Below are 25,214 nucleotides of genomic sequence, written 5' to 3'. Positions count from 1 at the left end.
CGGCGGTGGCCGTCTCGGGGACCGTCGGATTCATCGGACTGCTGATCCCGCACATCGCCGGCCATCTCGTCGGCCGCAACACCGTCCGGCTGATACCCGTGGCGGCGGTGGCCGGGGCGCTCGCGCTGGTCCTGGCCGACATGGTCGCCCGTTCGGTCAGCGGCTCGACCGAGCTGCCGGTGGGGGTCGTCACCGGTCTGCTCGGTGCGCCCGCCTTCCTCGTCATGCTGTGGCGCAGCTACGGGCGGGCACGATGACCCGCCTGCGCGCCACCGGGGTCCGCGCGCGGCTGGGCGAACGCACCGTACTCGACGGGGTGGACCTCGACGTGGCCCCGGGCCGGGTGCTCGCCCTCGTCGGGCCCAACGGCAGCGGCAAGACGACCCTGCTGCGCGCCTGTTACCGCGCGGTGCGGGTCGGGGCCGGCGCGATCACCGTCGGCGACGAGGACGTCACGGACCTGAAGCGCCGCACGCTCGCGCGCCTCGTCGGGGTCGGCGTCCAGGAGCCGGTCTCGCTCGGTGGGACGACCGTGCGCGAATCGGTGCAGCTGGGACGCACCGCCCGGCGGGGATGGCTCGAACCGTTCGGTGACGACGACCGGGTGGTCGTCGAGGATGTGCTCGGCCGGCTCGGGCTGCTGCACCTCGCCGATCGCGACGTGCTCGCCCTGTCCGGTGGGGAACGCCAGCGTGTGTCCATAGCCCGGGCCCTGGCCCAGCAACCCCGCGTGCTCCTGCTCGACGAGCCGACGAATCATCTCGACCTGCGCCACCAGCTGACCGTGCTGGAGTTGCTGCGCAGCCTCGCCGCGGACGGGCTCGCCGTGCTGGTGACGCTGCACGACCTGCGGCTGGCGGCCGCGTACTGCGATCGCATGGCGGTACTGGACCACGGATCGGTGGTCGCTGCGGGAACCCCGGAAGACGTCCTGCATCCCGCCGTGCTGGCGGGGGTCTTCGGAGTTCGTGGCCGGGTGGCTGTGGACGGCGACGGACGACGCACGCTCGAGGTCTGGGGGCTCGCCGATGCCTGACGGGCACGCCGACGCCGCGGCGCGTGCCTACGCCGCGGCCCGAACCCTGCTCGGCGACTTCGCGCACACCGTCGACCTCGGGACCGCCGTCCTTCCGGGCACGGTGACGACCGATCCGCAGTGGCTGGCCGGACGGGTATCCGACACCGGCCGCAGGTGGGACTGCAGCGACCCTCGGGTCAACGGCACGCTCTGGTGGTACTCGGCCAGTTCGACCCTGGTGGCCGGACCCGTCGCGATGCTCCTGGCCACCGGCCACGCTCCCGATCCCGACCCGGCCCGGTTGCGCTGCGTGCTGCGGGAGGACGGCTACCTCGGCGCGGTGCGTTCCTCGCGCCTGCTGCCCGGGCGCGATGCCTTTGCGCGCGCTCTCGTGCCGGCGCTGTCGGCGATCATCGCGCCGCTCGCGCGGGTGTCGGGTGCGCCGGAGCGGGCGTTGTGGGCCGTCGCGTCCGACTCGATCGCCAACCGTGCCCTCGACGCCGGGCGTGCCGCCCACCGCGTCGACGACGGGTGCACCCTCGCCGCCGCGCTGTCGCGGCCGCCGCTGCTGCCACCGCGTTTCGTCGACGTCGATCCCACCGGCAGCGTCACGGCGGCAGCTCCCGGATCGCCGGAACCGGCGGACGGGCGACGCTTCGTGCGACGCAGCTCCTGCTGCCTGATCTACCGGGCGACCGACAGCGGCAAGTGCACGAGCTGCCCGCGCCGGTCACCGGCCGACCGCGCCGCGGCGCTGGGGCGGTACGTCGCCGCGCAGGAGTAGCGGATCAGGCTGCCGCGAGCGCGATCAGCGCGATCGCCGGTGGCGTGCACTGCGCCGCGGCACCCCCGAGCCCGGCGCCGCGGGGCCGGCTCATGGCCATGCGGTCCGAGACGAACAGGGCGATCCCGGCGAGCAGCATGAACGAACACGTGTAGAGCACGAGCGCGCGTCCGACCGTGTCCTCGCCGGCCCGCCACAGGGCCACCCCCATCAGCGCGCCGGTGCCGAGGAACAGGTTGTAGAAGCCGACGTTGAACGCCCACATCCGCACCGCTGCGACGTCGCCGGTGGGGATGCGGAACAGGTCTTCGTGTATCGACGGCCGCCGGAACAGCAGCGTCTCCCACACGAAGGCGAGCAGATGCACGGCCGCGCCGACCAGCGCGGCGACCTGCGCGAGAACGATCACGACGCACCTGCCTCCGCTGCGAGCGTGACCCCGTACCGGTCGGCGACCTCTCGGAGAGCCCGACCCGTCTCGTCCGGTGGACGCTCGTGCCCGAGGGCGTCGACCGCGCCGAAGAATCCGCCCATCGAGGTCCCGGCGGCGATCAGCAGGAAGGTCGCGGCGTCGGTCAGGACGGTGAAGGAGTTCACCGTTCCCGGCGCGAGGGTGATCGTGTCCCCGGCCGCGAGCTCGTGACCGGTCGCTGCGGCACGGACCAGGATCCGGCCGCTCAGCACGTGATACGACTTGGCCCACGGTTCGGCGTGCAGCGGCGCCGGCTCGGTGCGCGGGGCCTCGACGAGGAAGAGCTCGTAGGCTCCGCCGGCGTGTGCACCGGTGGACAGGACCGTGACGGTTGCGTCGGGCAGGGTGAGGCGACGGCCCTCGCCCATCCTGCAGAGTTCGATGTTGTCGGACATGTCTGTCACGTTAGGAACCGCCCGGCCGATGGCCCATCCCCGAAAACGGGGATGGGTACAGGTCCGCCACCAGCGCATACTGGGTTCATGCTCGAGATCCGGGCGGAGAAGGTGGGCCGCGAGGTGGTGGCGCTCGCGGCCGCGGGCGCCGATGTGACGCAGGTGCACGGGCGCGCCATCGAACTCGTCGGCCGGACGGTGCGCAGCGACCTGACGTGCTGGGCGATGATCGATCCCCGGTCCCTGACGATCGGTTCCATGACGAGCGGACCCGACCGGGTTCCGCCGGAATACGAGCCGCTGCTCGCCGAGAGCGAGTACCGCGGGCGGGATCCCGGCACTTTCGCCGAGCTGTTCCGCAACGGCCGCAGTGCGGCCCGGGGATCCGAGCTGCCCCCGGACGAGGTGGCCCACAGTCTTCGCCACGCCGGGGTGTGGCGTCCGCTCGGGTTGGACCACGAACTGCGCGTGATCTTCCGCATCGGCGGACTGTGCTGGGGTGCGGCCGGATTCGTTCGGTCCGGGGCGGACTTCACCGACTCGGAGGTCGAGTTCCTCACGCGGGTGGCGCCGGCGGTGGCGTCGGCGACCCGCGCCGCCGTGTGCGCCACCGCCGCCTCCCGCCTGGGCGACCCGGGTCCGGCGGTCGTACTCACCGGGGCCGCGGGTGAGCCGCTCGCGCTCACAGCGGCCGCCCGCGACTGGCAGGACCGATTCGACGAGATCGCGCCCGGACGGCTGGCCGTCATGGTGCGCGCCGCCGCGTTCGGGGCGCGTGCGAGCGGTTCGGGTGTGTTCCGAACGCGGATCCGCGACGCCACCGGCGGGTGGATCCTGATGCGGGCCACCGCGCTGCTGGGCGGTGCCGAACCGCAGACCGTGGTCACCATCGAGCATGCGACCGGCCTCGAACTCGCCGAGTTGCTGCTCGCCGCGTACGCGCTCACCGCCCGCGAACGGGACGTGTGCCTCGAGGTGATGGCCGGATACTCGACCGCCGAGATCGCCGACCGTCGCGGTATCACTCCGAACACCGTCCACGATCACCTCAAGGCGATCTACACGAAGACCGGAGTCCGCAGCAGGGCCGAACTCACCGCCCGCCTGCGGTCCGATCGGGACCTGCGCCGAACCACAGCCGCCGGGCCGGAGTGATCGCACCGGCCGAGCGCATCTGCCAAGATCAGGCATGCCCCTGAACCGGCGGATCCTGTCCGTACTGTGCGCACTCGGCCTCCTGACCGCCTGCACGTCGACGGACGATGCCGCGCCCGGCCCGTCCGGATCCGCCGACACCGCGGCCGCATCGGGGACCGCCTCGTCGGCCGACCCCGCACAGGCCGAGGCCGTGGACCGGATCGTGCGCGACACCATGGCGGAGACGCACCTGAAGGCGGCGGTCGTGCGCGTCACCGTCGACGGCAGGGAGATCCTCACCCGCGCCTACGGCGAATCCACCACCGGCGTGCCGGCGACGACCGACATGCACTTCCGCAACGGCGCGGTGGCCATCTCCTACGTCGCCACGCTGCTGCTGCAACTCGTCGACGAGGGGAAGGTCCGCCTCGACGACAAGGTCTCGACGTGGCTGCCCGACATTCCGAATTCGGACCGGGTCACCCTCGGGCAGCTCGCCCAGATGACCTCCGGCTATGCCGACTACGTGCAGAATCCCGAACTGTCGGATGCGATCTACCGGGACCCGTTCCGGAACTGGACGCCCGACGAGCTCATCGCCTACGGCACGTCCCAGCCCCTCTTCTACGAGCCCGGCACCAACTGGAACTACGCGCACACCAACTACGTGATCCTCGGCCTGGCCCTCGAGAAGATCACCGGCCGGCCGGTGGCGGAACTGCTGCAGGAGAAGGTACTCGACCCGCTCGGGCTGGACGGCACGACGCCGTCGCAGACGCCGGCGATCCCGGAGCCGGTGCTGCATGCGTTCAGCTCGGAACGCCGGCAGGCGCTCGGGATCCCCGCCGCGACACCCTTCTACGAGGAATCCACGTTCTGGGACCCGTCCTGGACCATCACCCGCGGCGCCGTCCAGACCACCGACATCCACGACCTGCACGACACCGCGGTCGCCGTCGGCACCGGCACGCTGCTCTCCCCGGAGTCGTACCGGGCGATGGTGTCGACGGACCTGCGCGGCCGGACCACCGCGCTGCCCGGCTGCCCCACGTGCTTCCCGCAGTCCGAGGGCTACACCTATGGCCTCGGTGTGGTGGTCACCGGCAACTGGCTGATGCAGAACCCGTTGTTCGGTGGGTACGCCGCGGTCGAGGCATACCTGCCGTCGCGGAAGATCGCCGTCGCCGTCGCCGTCACCTTCGACCCGGCGGCGTTCGACGACACCGGTGCGTACCGGAACGAGGCCGACACGCTGTTCCGTCGGATCGGTGCGCACCTCGCCCCGGACGACGCACCCCCGCCGCGGCCCACCCGGTGACGAACCCCGCCGCGGCCCACCCGGTGACTCACGCCGTCACAGCAGCCCCGACAGGCGTGCCGAGCCGTCGAAGAGGAACCGCACGAGCACCGCGTCGTCCGGGGTGACCCGCGACGCCGACCCCTGCAGGTAGAGGCCGCCGACGACGAACGCCGAACGGTCCCGGATCGGCACCGCCAGCGCGGCCCGCCCGGTCCGGCACTCCTCGCCCTCGTACGCGTAGCCCGCGGCGGCGACGGCGCGCAGTTCCTCGGCGAGGACGTCGTGGTCGCAGATCGTGTGGTCGGTCAGGCGCCGCAGTTCCGGATCGGGACGCACGTGCGGATGGTGCGCCAACATGAGTTTGCCGAGGGCGTTGGCGTGCAGGTTCTTCGCGAGCACGCCGATGGCGATGATCTCGTGGTCGGGGTCCTTGTCGACGAACCGCAGCCGCCCGGCCGCGAACGAGGCGACGTGCACCCCGAATCGGGTGTGGGTGCGCAGCTCCTCGACGACGTCGTGCAGCGTCGGCGACGGGCTCGTCTCCGCGGCCGCCTGCGCGAGCTCCGCGGTGCGACGACCCAGCGCGAAGCCGGACAGGTCCGGCACGCGGACGAGGAATCCGTCGGCCACGAGCAGGTTGAGCATGCGGTACGCGGTGGTCGGCGGCACCCCGGCGAACCTGGCGATCTCCTTCGCGGATGTGCCGGGGCCGAGCTGCGCGACGGCCTCGAGCATCCCCAGCGCCTTCTGCACCGCGCGCGGCTGCTGTCCGCTGAAGTGCGAATCGTCCGCGTGCACGGACACGTGCGCGGTCAACCCGGGTTCCCGTCGCGGGGACGGGCGTCGTCGCCGGGGTGCGGGACGTCCGGGAGGATGCGCCGCCGCCCGTCCGCGCCGATCACGAGGGTCCCCGCCCCGGGGAGGATGTCCCCGGTCTCGACCGAGTCGAACGCACCGATGGTCGTCAGGCTGCCGGGCCGGACCCGGCGCAGCACGTACTGCCACACCGTGCCGGACGCCGCGACCGCCGAGAGTGTCGCGGGCACGACCCATACGCCGTGCGCGGTGCCGTCGACGGCGATGTAGCCGAGCAGGCCCATCCCCAGGACCGAGACGAACAGCGCGGCCGCCCGCGTCACGACGGTGTGCTCGCCGATGCGGTGCAGGAATCGCAGCGACGCGACGGCCACCAGCGTGTAGGCCACGACGAGGCCGATCTCCACGACGCCGTCGAACGCCCCCGAATCCGCCCCCGCGAGGGACGCGTACAGGCACGCGCCGGCGAAACCCGCGGCGGTGAAGGAGAGCACGCCCACGTGCGGGGTGCGGAACCGGTCGTGGACACGGGCGAGGGCGCTCGGCAGCACCCGCTCGACACCCATCGAGTACAGCAGCCGGGAACCCGCCTGCGCGCACCCCAGGGTCGACGCGAGCCACGAGCACGTCATGCCCGCCTGCACCGCGAGCACCACACCGACGCTCGCGCCGGACGCCGTGCCGTCGAAGTACGCGCCGACGACGACGGCGCCGTGGCCGGACAACGCGGCCCACGCCGCGAACACGAACAGGACACCGACGACGACGGGGGAGATCAGCACGGTGCGAGTGACGGTCACCAACGGCCGCTTGGCCTCCGGGCCGAAGAACGCGGCGCTCTCGAAGCCCGCCATCGACAGCACGGTGAGCATCGCGAGGAACGGCATGAGGCTCAGGGGTGCGTCCGGCAGTTCGGTGGTGGCCGTGCCCGCACCGGCCGGGGTGCCGAGCATGAGCGCCACGATGAGCACGAGCGAGCACGCCTCGACGAGCAGGATGGCGCGCGTCGCGAACCGCACGCCGCGCACCGTGACCACCGCGACGGCAACCGCGACGAGACCGATCGTGACCGACCACGGCGCGGCGCCGGGCACGTGCATGCCGAGCAGGTCTGCGATGCGGAGCAGGCTCTGTGCGGCCTGCGACATCACCGAGATCGAGATGCCGAGATAGCCCAGCAGCAGCGCCGCGCCCGTGGTGAGGGTCGCGCGGGCACTCAGGCCCTGGAACACGAAGCTGTAGAGCGACCCGGCCGCGGCGAGGCGCCGCGTGAACTGCGTGATGCACAGCGCCACCAGCACCACCACGGCGGTGGTCCCCGCGATCGCCAGCAGACCGCCGACGCCCGGCCGGTGGGTCACCATCCACAGCGCGATGAACACCATCCCGGTGGCCGGCGCGATCGTCGACAGGGACTGGCCGAGCAGATCGATCGGGGTGAGCTGACGGCGGCCGAGGGCGCGCAGCGGCGAATACACCGGATCCCGATGGGTTTCGGCGTCCCGTGAGCGGGCAATCGCGGCCCGGAGTGCGGTTGTCACGATCGTCGTATCCCGTCTGTGCGTCCGTGCAGCCGGCGGTGCCGGCACCTCGGGCGGTGAAACGCCTCAGGGCGAGGGACAACGTAGCGCCGCGGTGTTACGCGACGGTTACCTCCGCGAACGACATGTGGACGGCAAGTGGGAATCCGCCCGACGCGGCGCTGTGGCCCGCGCCACCGCACGGCCCCGTGCCCCGTGCGGACACGGTCCCCCGAGCGCCGGAGACCGTGTCCCACCTGCAGTGTCCGCATGGGGCGCGCCGCCACGGCCGGTTCCACTCGCGGTGCCCCCGGACGTTTCCCCGACGACCCGTTCGCGACGCATCCGGTGCGCACGATTGACCGGCACGATCACTCGACTGCGAAGGGGACGACCATGATCTGGGCGGTGGTTGCGGCGCTCGTCGGCGGGACGTTGTTGCTCGCCGGGGTGCCGAAGGCCGGCGATCACGAGGGGCTGCTGCGCGTCGTCCGCGGCTATCGGCTGCTGCCGCCCGTGTTGGAACGGGCGGTCGCGCGGGTGTTGCCCGCCGCGGAGATCGCCGTGGGTGCCCTGCTGGTGCTCGGCGTCGCCGGCAGTGCCGCCGCGGCTGTCGCGGCGGTGCTGTTCCTCGGCTTCTTCGTCGGTCTCACCGTGAACCTCGCGCGGGGCCGGCGCGAGCTCGACTGCGGCTGCTTCGCGTTCGGCGGCCACGGCGAGGCACCGCGCATCGGCTGGTTCCACTCCGTGCGGGCCGGTGCGTTCGCCGCCGCGTCGATCGTGCTGGCCCTCACCGGACCCGCGACGATCGCCGCGCTCCAGCAGGTGGCGGCAATCGCGCTCGCGGCGCTCGCGCTCGCCGCCGGGCTCGCGGTGGCCCAGTTGCGCTCCGTGGTCCACGTCGGGCGCCGGCCCGTCGACGAGCACCTGACCGGCGCGTCCATCGAACTGCGCGCGGTCTCTGCCGTGTCGCGCTACGGGGCCTGAAACCATTTCTTCCACAACACTTTCCGAGACAGGACGACAGATGGACACCATATTTCTCGTTGCGATCATCGTGCTGGTGGTGGCGGTCGCCGTGTTGTTCCTGATGGTGCTCGCGCTGGCCCGCGAGATCGGCCGGGTGCAGGTCCGGCTCGGCCCCCTCGGGGCCCGCATGATGGACACCGGTCCGAAGATCGAGCAGGCCGGCCCGTCCTTCCGGGGCCTCACCGACCACGTGGGCCGCACCGTCGGCGTCGGCGGCCACCGCGACAGGCCGCAGCTGCTGCTGTTCACGGCGCCCACCTGTTCCACCTGCAAGAGCCTGCTGCCCGGCATCCGGGCGATGGCCAAGGCGGAGAAGGACCTCGACGTCGTGATCGTCTCCGACGGCACACCGGAGGAACACCGGCAGTTCCTCGCCGGCAGCAACATCGGCACCGAACTGAGCTACGTCGACGGCCGCGACGTCGGCATCGCCTACCAGGTCGGCACCACCCCCTACGGGGTGATCCTCGACGAGCACGGCAGGATCCGCGCCAAGGGGCTGTGCAACCACATGGCCCAGGTCGAGAGCCTGCTCAACGCCCTCGAGACCGGCACCCCGTCGCTGCAGCACCTGCACGAACAGGCCAAGGCCCGCGCCGCCGCGAGCGCCTGAATCCCGCCTTCCCCCTGGACGAACGGAGAGATGCGTTGGAAGAGATGTACGAGAACCGGTATCCGGTCGACGAGGAGACCGTCAAGGAACAAGCCGCCTGGATGGCCGGCAAGGGCGGCTCGTTCATGAGCCGGACCGGACGCCGGATGTCGGAACAGGTGTCGCGCCGCTCGATGATCAGCCGCCTCGGCCGCTGGACGATGGGCGTGTCGGGGGTGGCGCTCATCAGTTCGCTTCCGGTGACCCGCACCGCGTTCGCGCAGGAACCCGCCCCCGAGCCCGGCCCGGAACCGCTCGTGCCCGTGTACGACGGCAAGGATCCCGCCGAGTGCGAGTACTGGCGCTGGTGCAACATGGACGGCACCTCCTGCGCTGCCTGCAACGGAGGCGGAGTGACCACGTGCGCGCCGGGCAGCAAGCCGGGCGCCGAATTCTGGGTGGGCTGCTGCACCAACCCCGACACCGGCAAGACCTACCTGATCGCCTACTACGACTGCTGCGGCGCCCCGTCGTGCTCCAACGCCTTCTGCGGCGAGCCCGACATGCAGGCCGTCATGTACAACCCGGTCTCGGGCAGCTACGACCAGGAGATCATCTGGTGCGTGTCCGACGAATCCCAGTCGTACACCTGCACCATGGCCCCCATCATCGGCGAGGACTGCCAGGCCCGTCCCGCCGACCGCCCGAAGGTCGGTGCCGGATCATGACATCGCGTTCCCGCCGCCTCGTGCGTCCCGCCGCGGCCGTCGTTCCGCTCGCGCTGCTCGTCACCCTCGCCGGTTGCGGCTCGTCCGGCGACGACGCGAACACCGCCGGCGACGTCACCTATCCCACCGTCGAATTCAGCACCCCCGGCGAGGGCATCTCGCTCGGCCACGACGACCAGGAGATCGGCGACACCATCCCCGAACCGCTGCACGTCGCCGAGATCGACCCCATCCGACGTGACCAGCTCGTCGCCGTGGCAGGCGGATTCGGCAAGCTCGAGCTCGGCGTCAACGTCCTCGACCCGAAGACGGGCGTCGCCGGCAGCCGCATCGTCGTCGGCCCCGGCATCTGGGACCCCGTGATCCACGGCTTCGTCGGCGAGACCCCGTCCGATCCGGCCGTTCTCGCCGCCGAGGTGTGGCGCCCCCGCGGCTCGCGGGGGGCCGCGGACTTCACCGTCAGCACCTACTCCGGGAATCTGCTCGAGCCGGCCGAGGCGCTGCTGCCCGACGTCGCGCGCGTGCACTCGCGGCCCGGTTCCAACGCGGTCACCTCCGACGGGCGGTACTTCGTCACGTGGGACGACGGGCTCTACGGCGTCCGCGTCGTGGACCTCGAGACGAAGCAGCAGAGCGGGGCCGTGCAGATCGTCGGCTGCGGACCGTTCACCTGGACCGTGGACCACGAGATCTACAGCGTGTGCGAGGAGACCGGCGAGCTGATCCGGATCTCCGTCGGCGACGACGGCGTGCCGGCCGAGACCGCCCGGGCGAAGGTGCTGCCGGAGGACTTCGTCAGCGCCCGGAAGGTCGGGTGGGCCGCCGAGGCGCGCAAGGCCCTGCTGGTCGGGGAGAACGGCGACGTGTACGTCTTCGACTTCTCGAACGGCCTGCCGCAGGGCGCGGTGACGCCGATCGGCAACGCCGGTCAGCCCGATGGGCGGTTCGCGAGCGACGTCATCGACAACACCGGCACCCGGATCGCGATCGCCTACACCGACTCACCGATCCATCCCAGTTCCGCGCGCGGCGGCGACCTGGCCCGCATCGTGCTGTCCGACGCCGCGAACCTCGCACCGATCCGGTCGCTGAGCCTGCAGGACCTGGGGCTGACCGACATCGCGAGCATGGCGTTCTCCCTCGACGGCGCGACGTTCTACGTCCTCGGTGGCAATCCGGAGGGTCAGGGCGAGGCGGCACAGCGCATCGTCGGGTTCGACGCCGCGACCGGGCAACAGGTCTCCTCGGCGGAGATCAGCGGCAACGTCGAGGATTTCACCGACCTGCTCACCCCCGAGGTGATCGGATGAGACAACCCGACAACGGGTTGGGCCGGCGCCGATTCCTCGCCCTGGGCTCCCTCGGAGCCGGGGTGCTGGGAATGAGCGCGCTCGGGTTCGGTGCCGCCGGCTGCGCTACCGCATCGTCCGGTACGCAGCCGGCGGCCACCGGCTCGGACACACGATCGGCGGCGTCCGATCTCGACTACATTTCCCCGGCCGATCCGGAGATCGCCGCCGCCGAGGCCGCCCGCGGGTGGAACGGCACCGTGGCGTCGTTCGCGCTCGCCGCCGGATTTTCCACCGTCGACCTGGGCGGACGCCTGGTCGACACCTGGACCTACGGCGGGCACGCCGTCGCCCCGGAACTGCGGGTACGCAAGGGCGACCGGCTCGACGCCGCGGTGCGCAACGACCTGGACGCCGACACCACGCTCCACTGGCACGGCATCCGGATCCGCAACGACATGGACGGCGCAGCGCCCGTCACCCAGGCGGCGATCGCACCGGGCACGACGTTCGACTACAGCTTCGTCGTCCCGGACCCCGGCACCCACTGGTACCACTCGCACAGCGGCCTGCAGGCCGACCGCGGCCTGTTCGGCGCCCTGATCGTGGAGGACCCCGACGACCGCACCGGCGCCGACGCCGACGCCGTCCTGGTCCTCGACGACTGGGTCGACGGCCTGGGCACCACGCCCGACGCCGTGCTCACGGCGCTCAACCCCGCGATCTCCGGCGGTCACGGCGGCCACGGCGGGGGTGCGGCACCCGGCGCGCACCCGGCCGGCGACATGGACGTCGCCCGGCGGCTGGTGAGCGCCGGGCACGGCGACTCCGCGCCCCTCGGCGGGATGACCCAGCACATCGCGTATCCGTTGCACCTGATCAACGGTCGTCCTCCGAATGATCCCGCCCCGGTCGTCGCCGCGGCGGGGCAGCGGTTGCGGCTGCGGATCGTCAACGCGGCGGCGGAGACCCCGTACCGGTTCGCGGTGGCCGGGCACGAACTCACGATCGTCGCGGCGGACGGCTTCGACGTGCAGCCCACCGTCGCCGACACGATCGTCGTCGGAATGGCGCAACGCTACGACGTCCTCGTCACCGTGAAGTCGGGCGTGTGGCCGATCGTCGCGAAGGTCGAAGGGCGGCAAGGGTATGCCTCGACGGTGCTGCGCACCCCGGATGCGGTGCCGATGGCCGACGCCGACGTGGGCGATGCGATCCCCGAACTCGGCGGCCGGCTCGTCGCGGAGAGCGCGTTGCGGCCTGCCGACACCGTGCGGCTCGACCCGCGCGAACCCGACCGGGACTACCGGATCGAGCTGATCCAGGCAGGGGACCGCTACGTGTGGGGCATGGCCGGCGCCGACGCCGGCCGCCTCGTCATGAAACAGGGTGAACGCGTGCGGATCACGATGAAGAACTCGTCCACCATGTGGCACCCCATGCACACGCACGGACACACCTTCGCGATCGGCGCGTACGGCGGGTTGCGCCGCGACACGGTCAACGTGCTGCCCGGCACCGAACTTGCGATCGAATTCGATGCCGACAATCCGGGCGAATGGATGTTCCACTGCCACAACGCCTACCACTTCGAAGCCGGCATGACCGCGAACCTGCGGTACATCCGATGAGAGGAATCGCCATGAGAAGGTCCGTCACCCTGCTCGCCGGCCTGCTGACCGCGGCGAGCCTGTCCGCGTGCGGCAGCGCCGGAGGTTCGGCCGAACCGGCCGTCGTCGTGGAGGTGAGGAACATGGCCTACAACCCGGAGTCGGTGACGATCGAGAAGGGGCAGACCGTCGAATGGCGATTCGACGACGGCGGACTGCCGCACGACGTCGTGGGCGAGGGCCCCCTCGAGGGGGAGCTGAAGAGTGAACTCCTCACCGAGGGAACGTATTCCTACACCTTCGACGACGCCGGCACGTTCACCTATCACTGCACGCCGCACCCGATGATGGTCGGCACCGTGATCGTCCGGGAATGACCCGGCGGCCGGGGTGGGCTGCGGCCCTGCTGCTTCCGCTCGTCACGGCCTGCGGCCCGTCCGATCGGCCCCCGGACGCGGTGGTGGTCGTCAGCAACGTCCACTTCGCTCCGCCCGACGTGACCGTGCCGGCCGGCGGCACCGTCGAATGGCGGTTCGAGGACGGCGGGGTGCTGCACCAGGTCACGTCGGAGGGGCGGTTCGACAGCGGGATCACCGGGGGAGGCACGTACTCCCACACCTTCGACGAACCGGGAACCTACGAGTACACCTGCTCGGTCCACCGGTACATGACCGGCACCGTCACCGTCACCGAATCCTGAACCAGTCGTCCGAATCCGGAGAACACCGACCCCTTGGAGGAAGTCATGACAGCAGTACTCACGCACGAGCCGCTGACGACGGACGTGCCGGACATCCGTCCCACCCTGCAGAAGGCCGTGCCGTCGCGCACCCGGGCGGCGCTGATCGCCGCCGCCGGCGTCGCCGGTGCCGGGGCGGCGGCGCTCCTCACGCCGTCGGGACCCGCCGCGACGACCGCCGCGGTCGTGGGTGCCGGCGCCGTCACCGCCCTGGCCGCGAACTGGTCGACGTGCGGCATGTCGGTCGCCGGCGTCGTCGCGGCTCCGAAGCAGCCCGACCGCGCGGGCTCGTCGACGCCGGTGCGCCGGCTCGGCTGGCACGCGCTCGGGTCGGTCGCGACCGGCGCCCCCACCGGTGCGCTCGTCGGCGCGCTCGGTGCGCTCGTCGCCGGATCCGTCCCGGTGACGTGGGCGCTCGTCGCGTGGGGCGTCGTCGCGTTCGCCTACGGTCTGCACGAGCTGGGTCTGGTGACGCTGCCGACGCCGATGCGCCGCCGGCAGCTGCCGCGGCACCTGCGCCGGTCGATGGCCCCGTGGAAGGTCTCGCTGCTCTTCGGCGCCATGATCGGACCCGGCTTCGTGATCTTCATCCGGTCGAGCGCGTACTACCTGCTGGTGCTCGGCGTCGCCGTGGTCGGCTCCCCGGCGCTCGGCGCCGCCCTGTTCACGCTCGTCTCGCTCGGCCGGTGCCTGCCGAGCCTGCTGGCGATCCTGCACACCCGCGGCGGCGGGTCGATGCCGGGCTTCCTGTCGGCGATGTGCGTGGTCGACCGCCGCGTGCAGACGCTGACCGGCGCCGTGCTCGTCGCCCTCGGTGCGTTCGCGGTCGTCGCCGCACTCTGACGTGCCGGTTCGCGGCGGTTTCCGGGCGCACTACCGCACCCGGGACCGCCGCGACTAACGTCGGGCGGCATGACGACTTCTCTGCAGAACATCGGCATCAACACCCTCGGCGGGGTGCCCACCTCCCTCGCCGAGTTCGACGGCCGCGCGGTCCTCGTGGTCAACGTCGCCTCCAAGTGCGGCCTGACCCCGCAGTACACGGCGCTCGAGAAGCTCGCCGTCGAGTACGCGGACCGGGGCCTGACCGTGGTCGGTGTGCCGTGCAACCAGTTCATGGGCCAGGAGCCGGGCACCGCCGAGGAGATCCGGACCTTCTGCTCCACCAACTACGGCGTCACGTTCCCGCTGATGGAGAAGATCGACGTCAATGGCGAGAGCCGGCACCCCCTCTACACCGAGCTCACCCAGCACCCCGACGCGAACGGGGAGGCCGGCGACGTGCAGTGGAACTTCGAGAAGTTCCTCGTCGCGCCGGACGGGAACGTCGTCGCCCGGTTCCGGCCGCGCACCGAGCCCGACGCCCCCGAGGTGATCGCGGCCATCGAAGCCGCGCTGCCCCGCTGACCGCGATGACCGACACCATCGATGCGCGGGCGGCCCTGTACGACGTGATCCGTGCGCGCCGCGACGTCCGCGCGGAGTTCACCGGCGAGCGCGTCGACGAGCAGGTCCTGTGGCGGGTGCTGGGTGCGGCGCACGCCGCGCCCAGCGTCGGCAACACCCAGCCGTGGGACTTCGTGGTGGTCCGCGACCCGCAGCGGCTCGCCGAGTTCGCCGACCACGTCGCCGGATGCCGTCGCGCGTTCGCGGACTCGTTGCCGGAGGAGCGGCGGCGCACCTTCGACCCCATCAAGGTCGAGGGCATCGCCGAGTCCGGCACCGGGATCGTGGTCACCTACGACCCGTCGCGGGGCGGGCAGCACATCCTCGGCCGGCACACGATCGACGACGTGGGCGTGTTCTCGGCGGTGCTGTCGATCCAGAACCTGTGGCTCGCGGCGACCGTCGAAGGACTCGGTGTCGGCTGGGTCTCGTTCTACGACGAGGCGTTCCTCGCCGACTTCGTCGGGGCGCGGACCCCGGTGCGGCCGATCGCGTGGCTGTGCGTCGGCCTCGTGACGCGGTTGCAGGAGGTGCCGGACCTCGAACGGTTCGGGTGGCGGACCGGCCGGCCCCTCGCCGACGCCGTGCATGCCGAAACCCTTCAGGTCCGCGACGCCTGACGTTCACCCGGCCCTGGCACCGTGGAGCCCATGAGCGGCCAGCTGATCGTGTCGGTGTCGGGCATCAGGGACGAAACCCGCCCGGCGGTGGACGACTTCGCCCGGGAGATGGACGCCCGCGGCGTGCCGCTGTCGCTGCTCGTCGCGCCGCGACTGAAGGATCACTACCGGCTGGCGCGCGACCCGCACACCCAGGAGTGGCTGCTCGAGCGTCGCGAGGGCGGCGACGCCATCGTGCTCCACGGCTACGATCAGGCCGCGACCAAGCGGCGGCGCGCCGAGTTCGCGGTCCTGCCCGAACACGAGGCGCGGCTGCGGTTGCTCGCCGCCGACCGGGTGCTCGAGGAGACGGGGCTGCGGACCCGGCTGTTCGCGCCGCCGCGCTGGCTCGCCTCGCCCGGGGCCGTCGCGGCGCTGCCCGCCACCGGTTTCCGGCTCCTGGCCGGCGCCGCCGGAATCCACGACCTCGACCGCGATACCGTCACCCATGCACGGGTGTTCGGCATCGGCGAGGGCGCCAAGGCCGAACCGTGGTGGTGCCGGGCGATGGTCATCGGCGCCGCCCGGGTCGCACGGCGCGGCGGGCTGCTGCGGCTGTCGATCTCCGGCAAGCAACTCGACCGGCCGGGGCCGCGGCAGGCGATGCTCGACGCGATCGACCTCGCCCTGCACCTCGAGGCGCAGCCCTCCGTCTACCGCTGGCCGCCGCGCCTGCGCACACTCGGCGCGGCCTGAGCCCGAAGATCCGCCCACACGAACCTACCCTGCAGTAGGTTGGCGGGCATGGACGCAGACGTGATCGTGGTGGGCGCCGGCCTGGCCGGGCTCGTCGCCACGGCCGAACTCATCGACGCCGGGCGCACCGTGGTGCTCGTCGACCAGGAGAACTCGCACAACCTCGGGGGACAAGCCTTCTGGTCGTTCGGCGGGCTGTTCTTCGTGGATTCCCCCGAGCAGCGCCGGCTCGGCATCCGCGACTCGTACGACCTGGCCCTGCAGGACTGGATGGGCAGCGCCGCCTTCGACCGGGAGGACGAGGACTATTGGCCGCGCCGCTGGGCGCAGGCCTACGTCGAGTTCGCGGCCGGAGAAAAGCACGCGTGGCTGAAGGAACGCGGGCTGAAGCTGTTCCCCATGGTCGGCTGGGCCGAACGCGGCGGCTACGACGCCGGCGGTCACGGCAACTCCGTGCCGCGCTTCCACATCACGTGGGGCACCGGACCGGCCCTCGTCGAGATCTTCGCCCGCAGGGTGCTCGACGGCGTCGAGCGCGGCCGGGTGATCCTGCGGAACCGGCACCGCGTCGACGACCTCGTCGTCACCGGCAACGCCGTCACCGGGGTGCGCGGAACCGTGCTCGAGCCGTCGTCGGCGGCGCGGGGCGTGGCGTCGTCGCGCGTGGCGACCGGCGAGTTCGAACTCTCGGCCGGCGCGGTGATCGTCACGTCGGGCGGCATCGGCGGCAACTACGACCTGGTGAAGAAGAACTGGCCGAAGCGGCTGGGAGACCCGCCGAAGCACATGCTCACCGGCGTGCCGGCGCACGTCGACGGGCGGATGCTCGAGATCACCGAACGCGCCGGCGGGCGCGTCGTCAACCGCGACCGGATGTGGCACTACACCGAGGGCATCACCAACTACGACCCCGTCTGGCCCAACCACGGCATCCGCATCCTGCCCGGCCCGTCGTCGCTGTGGCTCGACGCCACCGGCAAGCGACTGCCGGTGCCGCTGTTCCCGGGCTTCGACACCCTCGGCACCCTCGAGCACATCGTGCGCAGCGGCCACGACCACACCTGGTTCGTGCTCGACCAGAAGATCATCGAGAAGGAGTTCGCGCTCTCCGGCCAGGAACAAAAACCCGGACCTGACCGGACGCGACATCCGCAAGGTGCTGCAGCGGGTCAAGCCCGGCGCACCCGGACCGGTGGAGGCGTTCAAGCGCCGCGGCGTCGACTTCGTCGTCCGCGACACCCTCGCCGAACTGGTGGCAGGAATGAACGAGATCACCCCGGATGCGCCGCTGGATTACGCGACGGTCAAGCAGGTCGTCGAGTCCCGCGATCGCGAGATCGCGAACAAGTACACCAAGGATCTGCAGGTCGCGGCGATGCGCGCGGCCCGCGCCTACCTGCCGGACCGGATCACCCGCATCGCCGCCCCCCACCGGCTGCTCGATCCCAAGGCCGGACCGCTGATCGCGGTCAAGCTGCACCTGCTGACGCGCAAGACGTTGGGCGGGCTCGAGACCGACCTGTCGGGCCGGGTGCTGAAGGCCGACGGCTCGGTGTTCGAGGGCCTGTTCGCCGCCGGTGAGGTCGCCGGATTCGGCGGCGGCGGGGTACACGGCTACCGCTCGCTCGAGGGCACGTTCCTCGGCGGCTGCATCTTCTCCGGCCGCGCCGCCGGGAGGACCGCAGGCCGCTGACGCGGCCGGTGCGTCCTTTGGGCGGCTACTGCAGCCCAAAGGACGCACCGGCGGTTACGCCTCGACCGAATCCTCGGCGGGCAGCACCCGGAACTCGGTGCCCTCCGGCGCCATCTCGGAGTAACGGCCGTAGAAGATGCCGGTGGCCTGCTCCGCGACGATGCCCTGGTGGATCGGCACGGCCACCCGCGGATTGACCGCGCGCAGATAGTCCACCGACTCCCAGATCTTCAGCCACGGTGCCGCGGCGGGCAGCGCGAGCACGTCGACCTCTTCGTTCGGGATGTACAGCGAAGCGCCCGGATGCAGCAGCCGCGCCGGGTTCTCGGCGTCGCCGAGCAGATAGGCGGTGTTGTCGATGACCGGCAGTTCCGGGTGGATGACGGCGTGCCGGCCTCCGGTGCCGCGCACGCGCACGTCGCCGACGGTGAATGCGTCGCCCGGGAGCACGGCCTTCCAGCCGCCGCCCAGCTGAGCGGCGGTCTGCGGGTCCGCGTACAGGGCGGCCCCCGGGTTGGCCTCCACCAGCGCCGGCAGTCGCGCCGGGTCGGCGTGGTCCGGGTGCTGATGGGTGACCAGGATCGCGTCGAGCCCCGTGATGCCCTCGAAGCCGTGCGAGAAATTCCCCGGGTCGAACAGGATCGTCGCGCCCAGGTGCTCCACGAGCAGGCAGGAATGTCCGAAGTGGGTCAGTCGCATGCACCCGAGTATGGACCGTCGCGTGCGGCGGCGCGCCGAGCAATCTCGCGTCCGGGTTGCGCCGAGCGAATGTATCGTTCCGTCGGCCTACGGAGATGAGCGATACATTCGCTCGGCCCGCGGGCGGGTCAGCGCAGCTCCTCGGACCCGCTCGCTGCCTGCTGGGCGAGCGAGCGGCCCCACTGCTCGGCCCGATCCTCCTCGCCGGGCTCGAGCTTCGACTGCTTGTCGACGAGGAAGCTCTCCGGATCGGCGACGAGTTCGAACCCGTGCTTGCGCAGCTTCTTGGCGATGCCCTTGCCGGCGCGCCCGGTCAGGACGGCCGCCATGTCGATGCGCGTGTCGAACGATGCGGCCTTCCCGCCGCCGGCCGGCAGCGAATCGAGCCACTCGCGGACGCCCTCGCTCTCGGCGTCCGGCTCGAGCGTCAGCCCGCTGTCGGGTTTCTCGGCCTGCTCGACCGCGCCGTGGCGCGTCGACTCCCGGCTCATGCCGTGCGCATGCGTCGGGCCGCCGACGACCACCAGGTCGTATTCGGACAGGTTCTCCTCATGCGCCTGCGTCACGGGGACCGTGCGCACCGCGTCCGCCGGTCCCAGCCCGCGCGCGACGGCTTCCGCCACGTGACGGGTGTTCCCGAACATCGATTCGTACACCACCAGTGCTCGCATGCCGCGCCTCCTCGGCTGAGCGGAAAGTCGACGACCGTCCAACTCAGCATAGGAGCCGTCGGACCGAGCGAATGTGACTTTCCGTCGGCCTACGGAGATCAGCGATACATTCGCTCGGGTGGGTGGCGTTGTGAGGAGCTGCGAGGAGAGGATCGGGGCATGACGGATACGGTGCAGACGACCGGGGGAACGGTTCGGGGCACGCCGACCGACGGAGTGTGGGCCTTTCTGGGCATTCCGTACGCGGCCGCCCCGGTGGGGGCGGCGCGGTTCGCGGCCCCGGGCCCGGCGCCGAGTTGGGACGGTGTCCGCGACGCCACCGCGCCCGGCCCCACCTGCCCTCAGGCGCCGTACGCCGCTCCGGCGGCCGCATTGCTCGGCAACGTCATCGAACCCGGCGACGAGTGCCTGAATCTGTCCGTGTGGACACCCAATCCGGGCGCCTCCGGGTTGCCGGTGATGGTGTGGATCCACGGTGGCGCGTTCACCCGCGGCTCGAACCGGATCGACAGTTACGACGGACGCGCCTTCGCGCGCGACGGTGTGGTGCTGGTCGGCATCAACTACCGGCTCGGCGTCACCGGGTTCCTGTCGCTCGACGGCGCGCCGGACAATCGTGGCCTGCTGGATCAGCTCGCCGCGCTGCGCTGGGTGCAGGACAACATCCGGGCCTTCGGCGGCAACCCGGACAACGTGACGGTGTTCGGCGAGTCGGCGGGCGGGATGAGCGTGGCCACGTTGCTGGCCTCGCCCGCCGCGAGCGGACTGTTCCACCGCGCCGTCGTGCAGAGCGGCAACGCCACGGCCGCCTCGGACCTCGAGGACGCGCGCCGGGTGGGGGCTGTCCTCGCCGACCGCCTGGGTGTGCCGGCCACGGCCGAGGCGTTCGGGGCCCTTGCCCCGGACGTCCTGCAGGCGGCCCAGGACGCTCTCGGGCTCGACCTCGCCCAGAATCCGGACCCGGCCCGGTGGGGCGGGTCGGTGGTGCAGCGCGGCTTGGGCGTGATGAGCATGTTCCCGACGATCGACGGGGAGATTCTGCCGTCGTTGCCGATCGACGCGATCGCCGCCGGAGCGGGCACGGGTGTGCCGGTGCTGGCCGGCACGACCACGGACGAGTTCCGCTTCTTCCTGGTGCCGACCGGTATCGCCGCGGCGATCACCGACGACAACCTGCCGTTCGTCCTGCAGCGGTACGGGATCGATCCCGCGCTCGCCGACCTGTACGCGGCCCACCGGCCGGGCGCGACTCCCGGCGACGTGCTCGCCGCCGTCCTCACCGATTACGCCTTCCGGTCGGGCACGGTCACCCTGGCCGACGCGGTCGCCCGCCGCGGTGGCACGGCGTGGTTGTACGAGTTCGCCTGGCCGAGCCCGGTGCAGGATCTGCGGGCGTGCCATGCCCTCGAGATCGCGTTCGTCTTCGACCGCCTCGACGTCTCCCACCGGCTCACCGGCGATCGGCCCCCGCAGGCCCTCGCCGACGAGATGCACCGCGCCTGGGTGCAGTTCGCGACCACGGGAGGTCCGGGATGGGCGCCGATCGGTGCCTCGCGGCCGGTCCGGGTGTTCGGCGGTGAGGGTGAGCGGGTGGTGGCCGATCCGCGCGCCGACGAGTTGGCGTGCTGGATCGGGTGACGTCGCAGCGGAATCCGTGACGGCAGCGCCCGCGGCGGGGAGGGCGGCCGCACGGTATCCCGGTGCCCGGAGGCGTCGCCCTCCGGGCCTTCGTCGAGTGCACCGGGCTGTGATGACGCATCGTTTCACCGAGCCGGCTCCGATCGGTGCCCGGGTCGGTAACGACGGGAACAGTGCTGCGCCCTCGGGTCCGCTCGCTCGGGTGCCGGCCGGTCGGCGAGGGTGGCGGGCGTGAGGATCTGGATGCTCGTCGACCTCGAACCCGGCTACGAACGGCTGCACGTCGGGGACACGATCGAGGGCACGACCGAGTGGTGCCTGCCGCACATGCTGCCGCCGGAACTGATCAGCCGGAACCTGCCCGCTCGCGTCGAGCGGGTCCCGGCGCGCACGCCGGGTGGGTTCGACCGGGTCGCGCACCTCGGGGACGGGGTGTCGGCGCTGCTCCCGCCCGGATACCCGGAGGACGGGCAGGACACGGTCTCCGGCTGCCTGCTCTACGACCGCTACCTCGGTGTGTTCCACCACACGGTGCCGACCGCGCGGGGCCGGATCGTGCGCCGGGGCTGGATCACCCAGCTCGCGAATCGCACGCCGGCCCGGTATCCGGGCTGGTATTCGGTGCACCCGTCCGGGCCGCCGACGCTGTGGGAGGGCGGTGGCCGCATCCCGGCGGAGCGGACCGTCACGTGGGACTGTGTCCTCCTCGACACGCAGGGGTGCTGAGCGGCCGGTGCTACGACTCGGGGCCGGCGACGATCTGCTCGACCCGATCGTGGAAGATCCGCCAGCGCCGCTCGTTCTCGTGCGTGAGCACCGCGCTCTGCGCCGCGAGATCGGCGGCGTGGTCGATCATTTCCGCGGCCGAGAAGACGTAACGTGGCGCGATGCGGTCCCCGGCGAGGTCCGCGCGCAGGGCGGCTGCGGTGAAGTCGATGCGTCCCAGGATCGCGACCGCCCGGTCGAGGTTGCGGGCGACGAGTTGGGCCGTCGTCGCGCACTGCCAGTCGTTGGTGACGATGCGGTGCCGTTCGGCGAGCAGGTCCGCCAGGCCCGGGTAGGCCAGCAGCGCCTCGAGCACGTCCCAGGCGGTCGCCATGGCGTCGGCGAGCCACTGCCCGGTCGTCCGGTTCGCCTCGGCGAGCGCCCCGAGGTCGGCCTTCAGTCTGGTGATCTCGGCGGGTTCGTCGCCGCTCTCCATGAACAGGATGCCGAGCGTCTCGGTGGCCCGATCGTCGTTGAGGTCGGGCGCGCCGGCGAACGGGCTCGGCGACGTCCGTTCGAGTGGTGCGACGACCGACCACCGCTCGGCGAGCGCCTTCAGGGCACGTGAGCTGCGGTGCAGCCGGATCACGTCGTGGAACGGCGATTCGGAATAGAACTTCTCGTGCTCGCGGTGGAACCGGGCGAGGTTACGCACCGTGAGCAGCAGCTGGTCCCGCTCCGCCTCCATGGCACGAGCGTGACACAGCACGACGACGCGCTGCCGGCGAATCGGAGACCTTCCGCCGGCAGCGCGTCGTGGGTGCGGGCCTCAGCGGGGGCTGAACCGCCGCAGCCGCAGGCTGTTGCTGACCACGAACACCGAGCTGAACGCCATCGCCGCGCCGGCGATCAGCGGGTTGAGCAACCCGAGCGCCGCGAGCGGCAGGGCCGCGACGTTGTAGGCGAACGCCCAGAACAGGTTGCCCTTGATGGTGCGCAGGGTGGCGCGGGCGAGCCGGATCGCGTCGGGAGCGGCCCGCAGGTCGCCGCGCACGAGCGTCAGGTCGGAGGCCTCGATCGCGACGTCGGTGCCGGTGCCCATCGCCAGTCCGAGGTCTGCCTGGGCGAGGGCGGCCGCGTCGTTGACGCCGTCGCCGATCATGGCGACGACCCGGCCCTCTTCCTGCAGCCTCTTGACCACGTCGACCTTGTCGGCGGGCAGGACCTCGGCGATGACCTCGTCGATGCCGACCTGCTTCGCGACGGTCTCGGCGGCGCTGCGGTTGTCGCCGGTGAGCAGCACCGGCCGCAGGCCGAGTTCGCGCAAATCGGCGATCGCCGACGCGGAGGTGTCCTTGATGGTGTCGGAGACGACGACGATCGCCCGGATGCGCCCGTCCCAGGCGATCCACACCGGTGTGCGGCCCTCGGCCTCGGCGGCCCCGGCGCTCCGTCGCAGCGATTCGGGCGCGGTCAGCGACCACTCGTCGCGCAGCCAGGACAGCCGGCCCGCGAGCACGGCGTGTCCGTCGACGACACCGGAAACCCCTCGTCCACCGTGGTTTTCGAAGCTTTCCACCGGCGAGAGAGCCCCGGTGGCCGCGGCCCGGTCGGCGACGGCGCGCCCGATGGGGTGCTCGGAGGCGTGCTCGAGCGACCCCGCCAGGTGCAGCGCCTCGTCCTCGGAGCCGCCGTCCGCCGCGTGCACCGCGGCCACGGCCATGCGGCCGGTGGTGACGGTGCCCGTCTTGTCGAGCACGACGGTGTCGACGCGGCGGGTGGATTCGAGGATCTGCGGTCCCTTGATCAGGATGCCGAGCTGGGCGCCGCGGCCGGTGCCGACGAGCAGTGCGGTCGGGGTCGCGAGGCCCAGCGCGCAGGGGCAGGCGATGATCAGTACTGCGACGGCAGCGGTGAACGCCGCGGTCACCGAGTTGCCCGTGAGGAGCCAGCCGGCGAGGGTGAGCAGCGACAGCCCGATGACGATCGGGACGAACACCGCCGACACCCGGTCGGCGAGCCGCTGCACCTCGGCCTTGCCGTTCTGCGCCTCCGTCACCAGCCGCGCCATCTGAGCGAGCTGGGTGTCGGCGCCGACGCGGGTCGCGCGGACCACGAGCCGGCCGCCGGCGTTGACGGTCGCGCCGACGACGGGGTCCGCGGGCCCGACCTCGACGGGCACGGGTTCGCCGGTGAGCATCGACGCGTCGACGGCGGAGGTGCCGGAGACGACGACGCCGTCGGTGGCGATCTTCTCGCCGGGACGCACGACGAACCGGTCGCCGACGGCGAGCCGGCCGATCGGGATCCGGATTTCGGTGTCACCGTCGCCCAGCACGGCGACGTCCTTGGCGCCCATGTCGAGCAGTGCCCGCAGGGCCGCGCCCGACTGCCGCTTGGCGCGGGCCTCGAAATAGCGCCCCGCGAGAATGAAGGTGGTGACGGCGGCGGCGACCTCGAGATAGATGTGCGGCTCGGAGCTTCCGGTGGGGAGCAGGTCGAACGTCATCCGCATCCCGGTCATGCCGGCGTGGGTGAAGAACAACGCCCACAGCGACCAGAGGTACGCGGCCGTGACGCCGACGGAGATGAGGGTGTCCATCGTGGCGGCGCCGTGGCGGGCGTTGGTCCAGGCGGCGCGGTGGAACGGCAGTGCCCCCCACACCACGACGGGGGAGGCGAGGGTCAGGGTCAGCCACTGCCAGTTGTCGAACTGCAGCGCCGGGATCATCGACAGCAGTACCACCGGCACGGTGAGGACCGCGGAGACGGTCAGGCGCTGACGCCAGGCGGCGGCCTCGTCCGGTTCGGGGGCGGCCTCGGTGGCCTCCTCGGCCCGGGGCGGGGCCGGGAGCGCGGCGGTGTAGCCGGTCGCCTCGACCGTCGCGACGAGGTCGTCGGGGGCGACCCCGTGCGCATAGGTGACCTTCGCCTTCTCCGTCGCGTAGTTGACGGTGGCGGTCACGCCGTCCATCCGGTTGAGCTTCTTCTCGATGCGCGCCGCGCAGGAGGCGCAGGTCATGCCGCCGATCGAGAGTTCTACCTCGTGCACCATCTCACCCGTGGTCATGGGCGGGTCCCTTCTCGGGTCGGCGGGTCACTGCGGGGCGAGGCGGTAGTCGCCGGCCTCGTCGAGCGCGGTGGCGACGGCCTCGTCGTCGATTCCGTCGACGCTGGTCACCGTGACGGTGGAGACGCCGCCCGCGACCAGTTCGACGTGTACGTCCTCGACGCCGGGCAGGGCGCGCAGTTCCTCGGTGACGGCGCCGGCGCAGTGGCCGCAGGTCATGCCGACGACGGGGAAGGCCTGGGTGTTCATTCGGGGGTCCTCACTGCTCGGTCCGGTCGGTTCGGTGGGGTGGCTGCCGCAGCGGCAGCCGCTGGCCGTGTCGGTCAGGGGCAGGAGCCGGGTCATCGCGATTCTCCTCTGCGTGGGTGCACCCCATTTATACCCCCTAGGGGTATTGAACCGCCAGGGCGGGACGTGCTCTTCATCGAATCTTCAGGAATGCCGCGTGCCGTCGGGGCGGGACAAGGCCCGGAAAGCGGCGGGCCGGCCCGCTTTATCCTGAGAACCT

General features: G+C 71.8%; 27 protein-coding genes and 1 pseudogene. 19 read left to right on the top strand and 9 right to left on the bottom strand.

The features are described from left to right. From AIIKEEIJ_RS20040 to AIIKEEIJ_RS20030, 3 genes are all read left to right on the top strand, one after another. A partial coding sequence (locus AIIKEEIJ_RS20040; protein WP_161996421.1) for an iron chelate uptake ABC transporter family permease subunit occupies positions 1-257 on the top strand: 257 nt, incomplete at its 5' end. Then, the gene (locus tag AIIKEEIJ_RS20035; protein WP_029541391.1) at positions 254-1,036 is read left to right on the top strand and encodes an ABC transporter ATP-binding protein; all 783 of its coding nucleotides are present in this window, start codon (positions 254-256) and stop codon (positions 1,034-1,036) included. The genes AIIKEEIJ_RS20040 and AIIKEEIJ_RS20035, both read left to right, overlap by 4 nt. Further along, complete coding sequence (locus AIIKEEIJ_RS20030; RefSeq protein ID WP_006932009.1) at positions 1,029-1,802, top strand: (2Fe-2S)-binding protein; 774 nt, start codon at positions 1,029-1,031, stop codon at positions 1,800-1,802. Before AIIKEEIJ_RS20035 ends, AIIKEEIJ_RS20030 begins: the two co-directional genes overlap by 8 nt. A gap of 4 nt (positions 1,803-1,806) precedes the next feature. Here AIIKEEIJ_RS20030 and AIIKEEIJ_RS20025 read toward each other — a convergent pair whose 3' ends face one another. Together AIIKEEIJ_RS20025 and AIIKEEIJ_RS20020 are read right to left on the bottom strand one after the other, a co-directional pair. Further along, a complete protein-coding gene (locus AIIKEEIJ_RS20025) occupies positions 1,807-2,211 on the bottom strand; it encodes a DUF1304 domain-containing protein (protein WP_006932010.1) in 405 nt (134 codons plus the stop codon). Next, entirely contained in the window at positions 2,208-2,669 is a 462-nt protein-coding gene (locus tag AIIKEEIJ_RS20020; RefSeq protein WP_050034629.1) for a hypothetical protein, read from the bottom strand. The genes AIIKEEIJ_RS20025 and AIIKEEIJ_RS20020 overlap by 4 nt, the downstream gene beginning before the upstream one ends. Before the next feature lie 87 nt (positions 2,670-2,756). Here AIIKEEIJ_RS20020 and AIIKEEIJ_RS20015 point away from each other — a divergent pair, with 87 nt between their 5' ends. Both AIIKEEIJ_RS20015 and AIIKEEIJ_RS20010 read left to right on the top strand, forming a co-directional pair. Then, positions 2,757-3,824, top strand: a complete 1,068-nt coding sequence (locus AIIKEEIJ_RS20015; RefSeq protein WP_006932013.1) for a helix-turn-helix transcriptional regulator — start codon at positions 2,757-2,759, stop codon at positions 3,822-3,824. A gap of 34 nt (positions 3,825-3,858) precedes the next feature. Then, a complete protein-coding gene (locus tag AIIKEEIJ_RS20010) occupies positions 3,859-5,124 on the top strand; it encodes a serine hydrolase domain-containing protein (RefSeq protein WP_161996420.1) in 1,266 nt (421 codons plus the stop codon). A gap of 36 nt (positions 5,125-5,160) precedes the next feature. Here the strand turns inward: AIIKEEIJ_RS20010 and AIIKEEIJ_RS20005 are convergent, their stop codons facing one another. Further along, positions 5,161-5,922 carry an IclR family transcriptional regulator gene (locus tag AIIKEEIJ_RS20005; RefSeq protein WP_006932018.1) on the bottom strand — a complete coding sequence of 254 codons (762 nt, stop codon included), beginning with the start codon at positions 5,920-5,922 and terminating at the stop codon, positions 5,161-5,163. Continuing rightward, a complete protein-coding gene (locus tag AIIKEEIJ_RS20000; protein ID WP_161996424.1) occupies positions 5,919-7,400 on the bottom strand; it encodes an APC family permease in 1,482 nt (493 codons plus the stop codon). Before AIIKEEIJ_RS20000 ends, AIIKEEIJ_RS20005 begins: the two co-directional genes overlap by 4 nt. A gap of 438 nt (positions 7,401-7,838) precedes the next feature. Between AIIKEEIJ_RS20000 and AIIKEEIJ_RS19995 the strand changes: the two genes are divergently transcribed. The 12 genes and pseudogenes from AIIKEEIJ_RS19995 (at position 7,839) to AIIKEEIJ_RS19940 (ending at position 17,923) form a co-directional block, all read left to right on the top strand. After that, positions 7,839-8,429, top strand: coding sequence for a MauE/DoxX family redox-associated membrane protein (locus AIIKEEIJ_RS19995; protein ID WP_235431167.1), 591 nt, complete (start codon positions 7,839-7,841; stop codon positions 8,427-8,429). 40 nt (positions 8,430-8,469) lie between these two features. After that, positions 8,470-9,084, top strand: coding sequence for a redoxin domain-containing protein (locus tag AIIKEEIJ_RS19990; RefSeq protein ID WP_006932024.1), 615 nt, complete (start codon positions 8,470-8,472; stop codon positions 9,082-9,084). Between the two features lie 44 nt (positions 9,085-9,128). Further along, a complete protein-coding gene (locus AIIKEEIJ_RS19985) occupies positions 9,129-9,791 on the top strand; it encodes a methylamine dehydrogenase light chain (protein WP_029541405.1) in 663 nt (220 codons plus the stop codon). After that, positions 9,788-11,101, top strand: a complete 1,314-nt coding sequence (locus tag AIIKEEIJ_RS19980; protein WP_161996419.1) for a hypothetical protein — start codon at positions 9,788-9,790, stop codon at positions 11,099-11,101. The genes AIIKEEIJ_RS19985 and AIIKEEIJ_RS19980 overlap by 4 nt, the downstream gene beginning before the upstream one ends. Then, positions 11,098-12,711: a multicopper oxidase domain-containing protein gene (locus tag AIIKEEIJ_RS19975; protein ID WP_161996418.1), complete on the top strand. Its 1,614-nt coding sequence runs from the start codon at positions 11,098-11,100 to the stop codon at positions 12,709-12,711. The genes AIIKEEIJ_RS19980 and AIIKEEIJ_RS19975 overlap by 4 nt, the downstream gene beginning before the upstream one ends. An 11-nt stretch (positions 12,712-12,722) precedes the next feature. Beyond that, on the top strand, positions 12,723-13,067 hold the full coding sequence (locus AIIKEEIJ_RS19970; RefSeq protein WP_161996417.1) for a plastocyanin/azurin family copper-binding protein: 345 nt from the start codon (positions 12,723-12,725) through the stop codon (positions 13,065-13,067). Next, positions 13,064-13,390: a cupredoxin domain-containing protein gene (locus AIIKEEIJ_RS19965; protein WP_161996416.1), complete on the top strand. Its 327-nt coding sequence runs from the start codon at positions 13,064-13,066 to the stop codon at positions 13,388-13,390. The genes AIIKEEIJ_RS19970 and AIIKEEIJ_RS19965 overlap by 4 nt, the downstream gene beginning before the upstream one ends. A 45-nt stretch (positions 13,391-13,435) precedes the next feature. Further along, positions 13,436-14,272 carry a hypothetical protein gene (locus AIIKEEIJ_RS19960; RefSeq protein ID WP_006940359.1) on the top strand — a complete coding sequence of 279 codons (837 nt, stop codon included), beginning with the start codon at positions 13,436-13,438 and terminating at the stop codon, positions 14,270-14,272. 69 nt (positions 14,273-14,341) lie between these two features. Beyond that, on the top strand, positions 14,342-14,836 hold the full coding sequence (locus AIIKEEIJ_RS19955) for a glutathione peroxidase (protein WP_006940357.1): 495 nt from the start codon (positions 14,342-14,344) through the stop codon (positions 14,834-14,836). Between the two features lie 5 nt (positions 14,837-14,841). Beyond that, the gene (gene bluB / locus AIIKEEIJ_RS19950; protein ID WP_043801563.1) at positions 14,842-15,495 is read left to right on the top strand and encodes a 5,6-dimethylbenzimidazole synthase; all 654 of its coding nucleotides are present in this window, start codon (positions 14,842-14,844) and stop codon (positions 15,493-15,495) included. 30 nt (positions 15,496-15,525) lie between these two features. Beyond that, positions 15,526-16,230 carry a DUF2334 domain-containing protein gene (locus AIIKEEIJ_RS19945; RefSeq protein ID WP_029541421.1) on the top strand — a complete coding sequence of 235 codons (705 nt, stop codon included), beginning with the start codon at positions 15,526-15,528 and terminating at the stop codon, positions 16,228-16,230. Between the two features lie 48 nt (positions 16,231-16,278). Further along, positions 16,279-17,923 (top strand): annotated as a pseudogene (locus tag AIIKEEIJ_RS19940) (FAD-binding dehydrogenase). Positions 17,924-17,977: 54 nt separating this feature from the next. Here the strand turns inward: AIIKEEIJ_RS19940 and AIIKEEIJ_RS19935 are convergent. Together AIIKEEIJ_RS19935 and AIIKEEIJ_RS19930 are read right to left on the bottom strand one after the other, a co-directional pair. Next, the gene (locus tag AIIKEEIJ_RS19935) at positions 17,978-18,622 is read right to left on the bottom strand and encodes an MBL fold metallo-hydrolase (RefSeq protein ID WP_161996415.1); all 645 of its coding nucleotides are present in this window, start codon (positions 18,620-18,622) and stop codon (positions 17,978-17,980) included. Positions 18,623-18,750: 128 nt separating this feature from the next. Continuing rightward, positions 18,751-19,293, bottom strand: coding sequence for a flavodoxin family protein (locus tag AIIKEEIJ_RS19930; RefSeq protein ID WP_029541426.1), 543 nt, complete (start codon positions 19,291-19,293; stop codon positions 18,751-18,753). Positions 19,294-19,452: 159 nt separating this feature from the next. On the opposite strand from AIIKEEIJ_RS19930, the gene AIIKEEIJ_RS19925 reads away from it, so the two are divergent. Both AIIKEEIJ_RS19925 and AIIKEEIJ_RS19920 read left to right on the top strand, forming a co-directional pair. Continuing rightward, positions 19,453-20,931, top strand: a complete 1,479-nt coding sequence (locus AIIKEEIJ_RS19925; protein WP_161996414.1) for a carboxylesterase family protein — start codon at positions 19,453-19,455, stop codon at positions 20,929-20,931. 231 nt (positions 20,932-21,162) lie between these two features. Further along, positions 21,163-21,657 carry a hypothetical protein gene (locus AIIKEEIJ_RS19920; RefSeq protein ID WP_312026530.1) on the top strand — a complete coding sequence of 165 codons (495 nt, stop codon included), beginning with the start codon at positions 21,163-21,165 and terminating at the stop codon, positions 21,655-21,657. A 10-nt stretch (positions 21,658-21,667) separates the two neighbouring features. On the opposite strand, the gene AIIKEEIJ_RS19915 is transcribed toward AIIKEEIJ_RS19920, so the two are convergent. From AIIKEEIJ_RS19915 to AIIKEEIJ_RS19905, 3 genes are all read right to left on the bottom strand, one after another. After that, entirely contained in the window at positions 21,668-22,384 is a 717-nt protein-coding gene (locus AIIKEEIJ_RS19915; RefSeq protein ID WP_161996413.1) for a hypothetical protein, read from the bottom strand. Between the two features lie 81 nt (positions 22,385-22,465). Further along, positions 22,466-24,706, bottom strand: a complete 2,241-nt coding sequence (locus tag AIIKEEIJ_RS19910) for a heavy metal translocating P-type ATPase (protein WP_161996412.1) — start codon at positions 24,704-24,706, stop codon at positions 22,466-22,468. A 27-nt stretch (positions 24,707-24,733) separates the two neighbouring features. Further along, on the bottom strand, positions 24,734-25,051 hold the full coding sequence (locus tag AIIKEEIJ_RS19905) for a heavy-metal-associated domain-containing protein (RefSeq protein WP_006940337.1): 318 nt from the start codon (positions 25,049-25,051) through the stop codon (positions 24,734-24,736). Between the last annotated feature and the right edge of the window lie 163 nt (positions 25,052-25,214).

The organism is Rhodococcus sp. YH1 (genome assembly GCF_009939605.1).
Lineage (GTDB): Bacteria > Actinomycetota > Actinomycetes > Mycobacteriales > Mycobacteriaceae > Rhodococcus > Rhodococcus aetherivorans.
The sequence above is the reverse complement of the archived record's forward strand: the minus strand, read 5'-3'. Positions and strand labels throughout refer to the sequence as shown.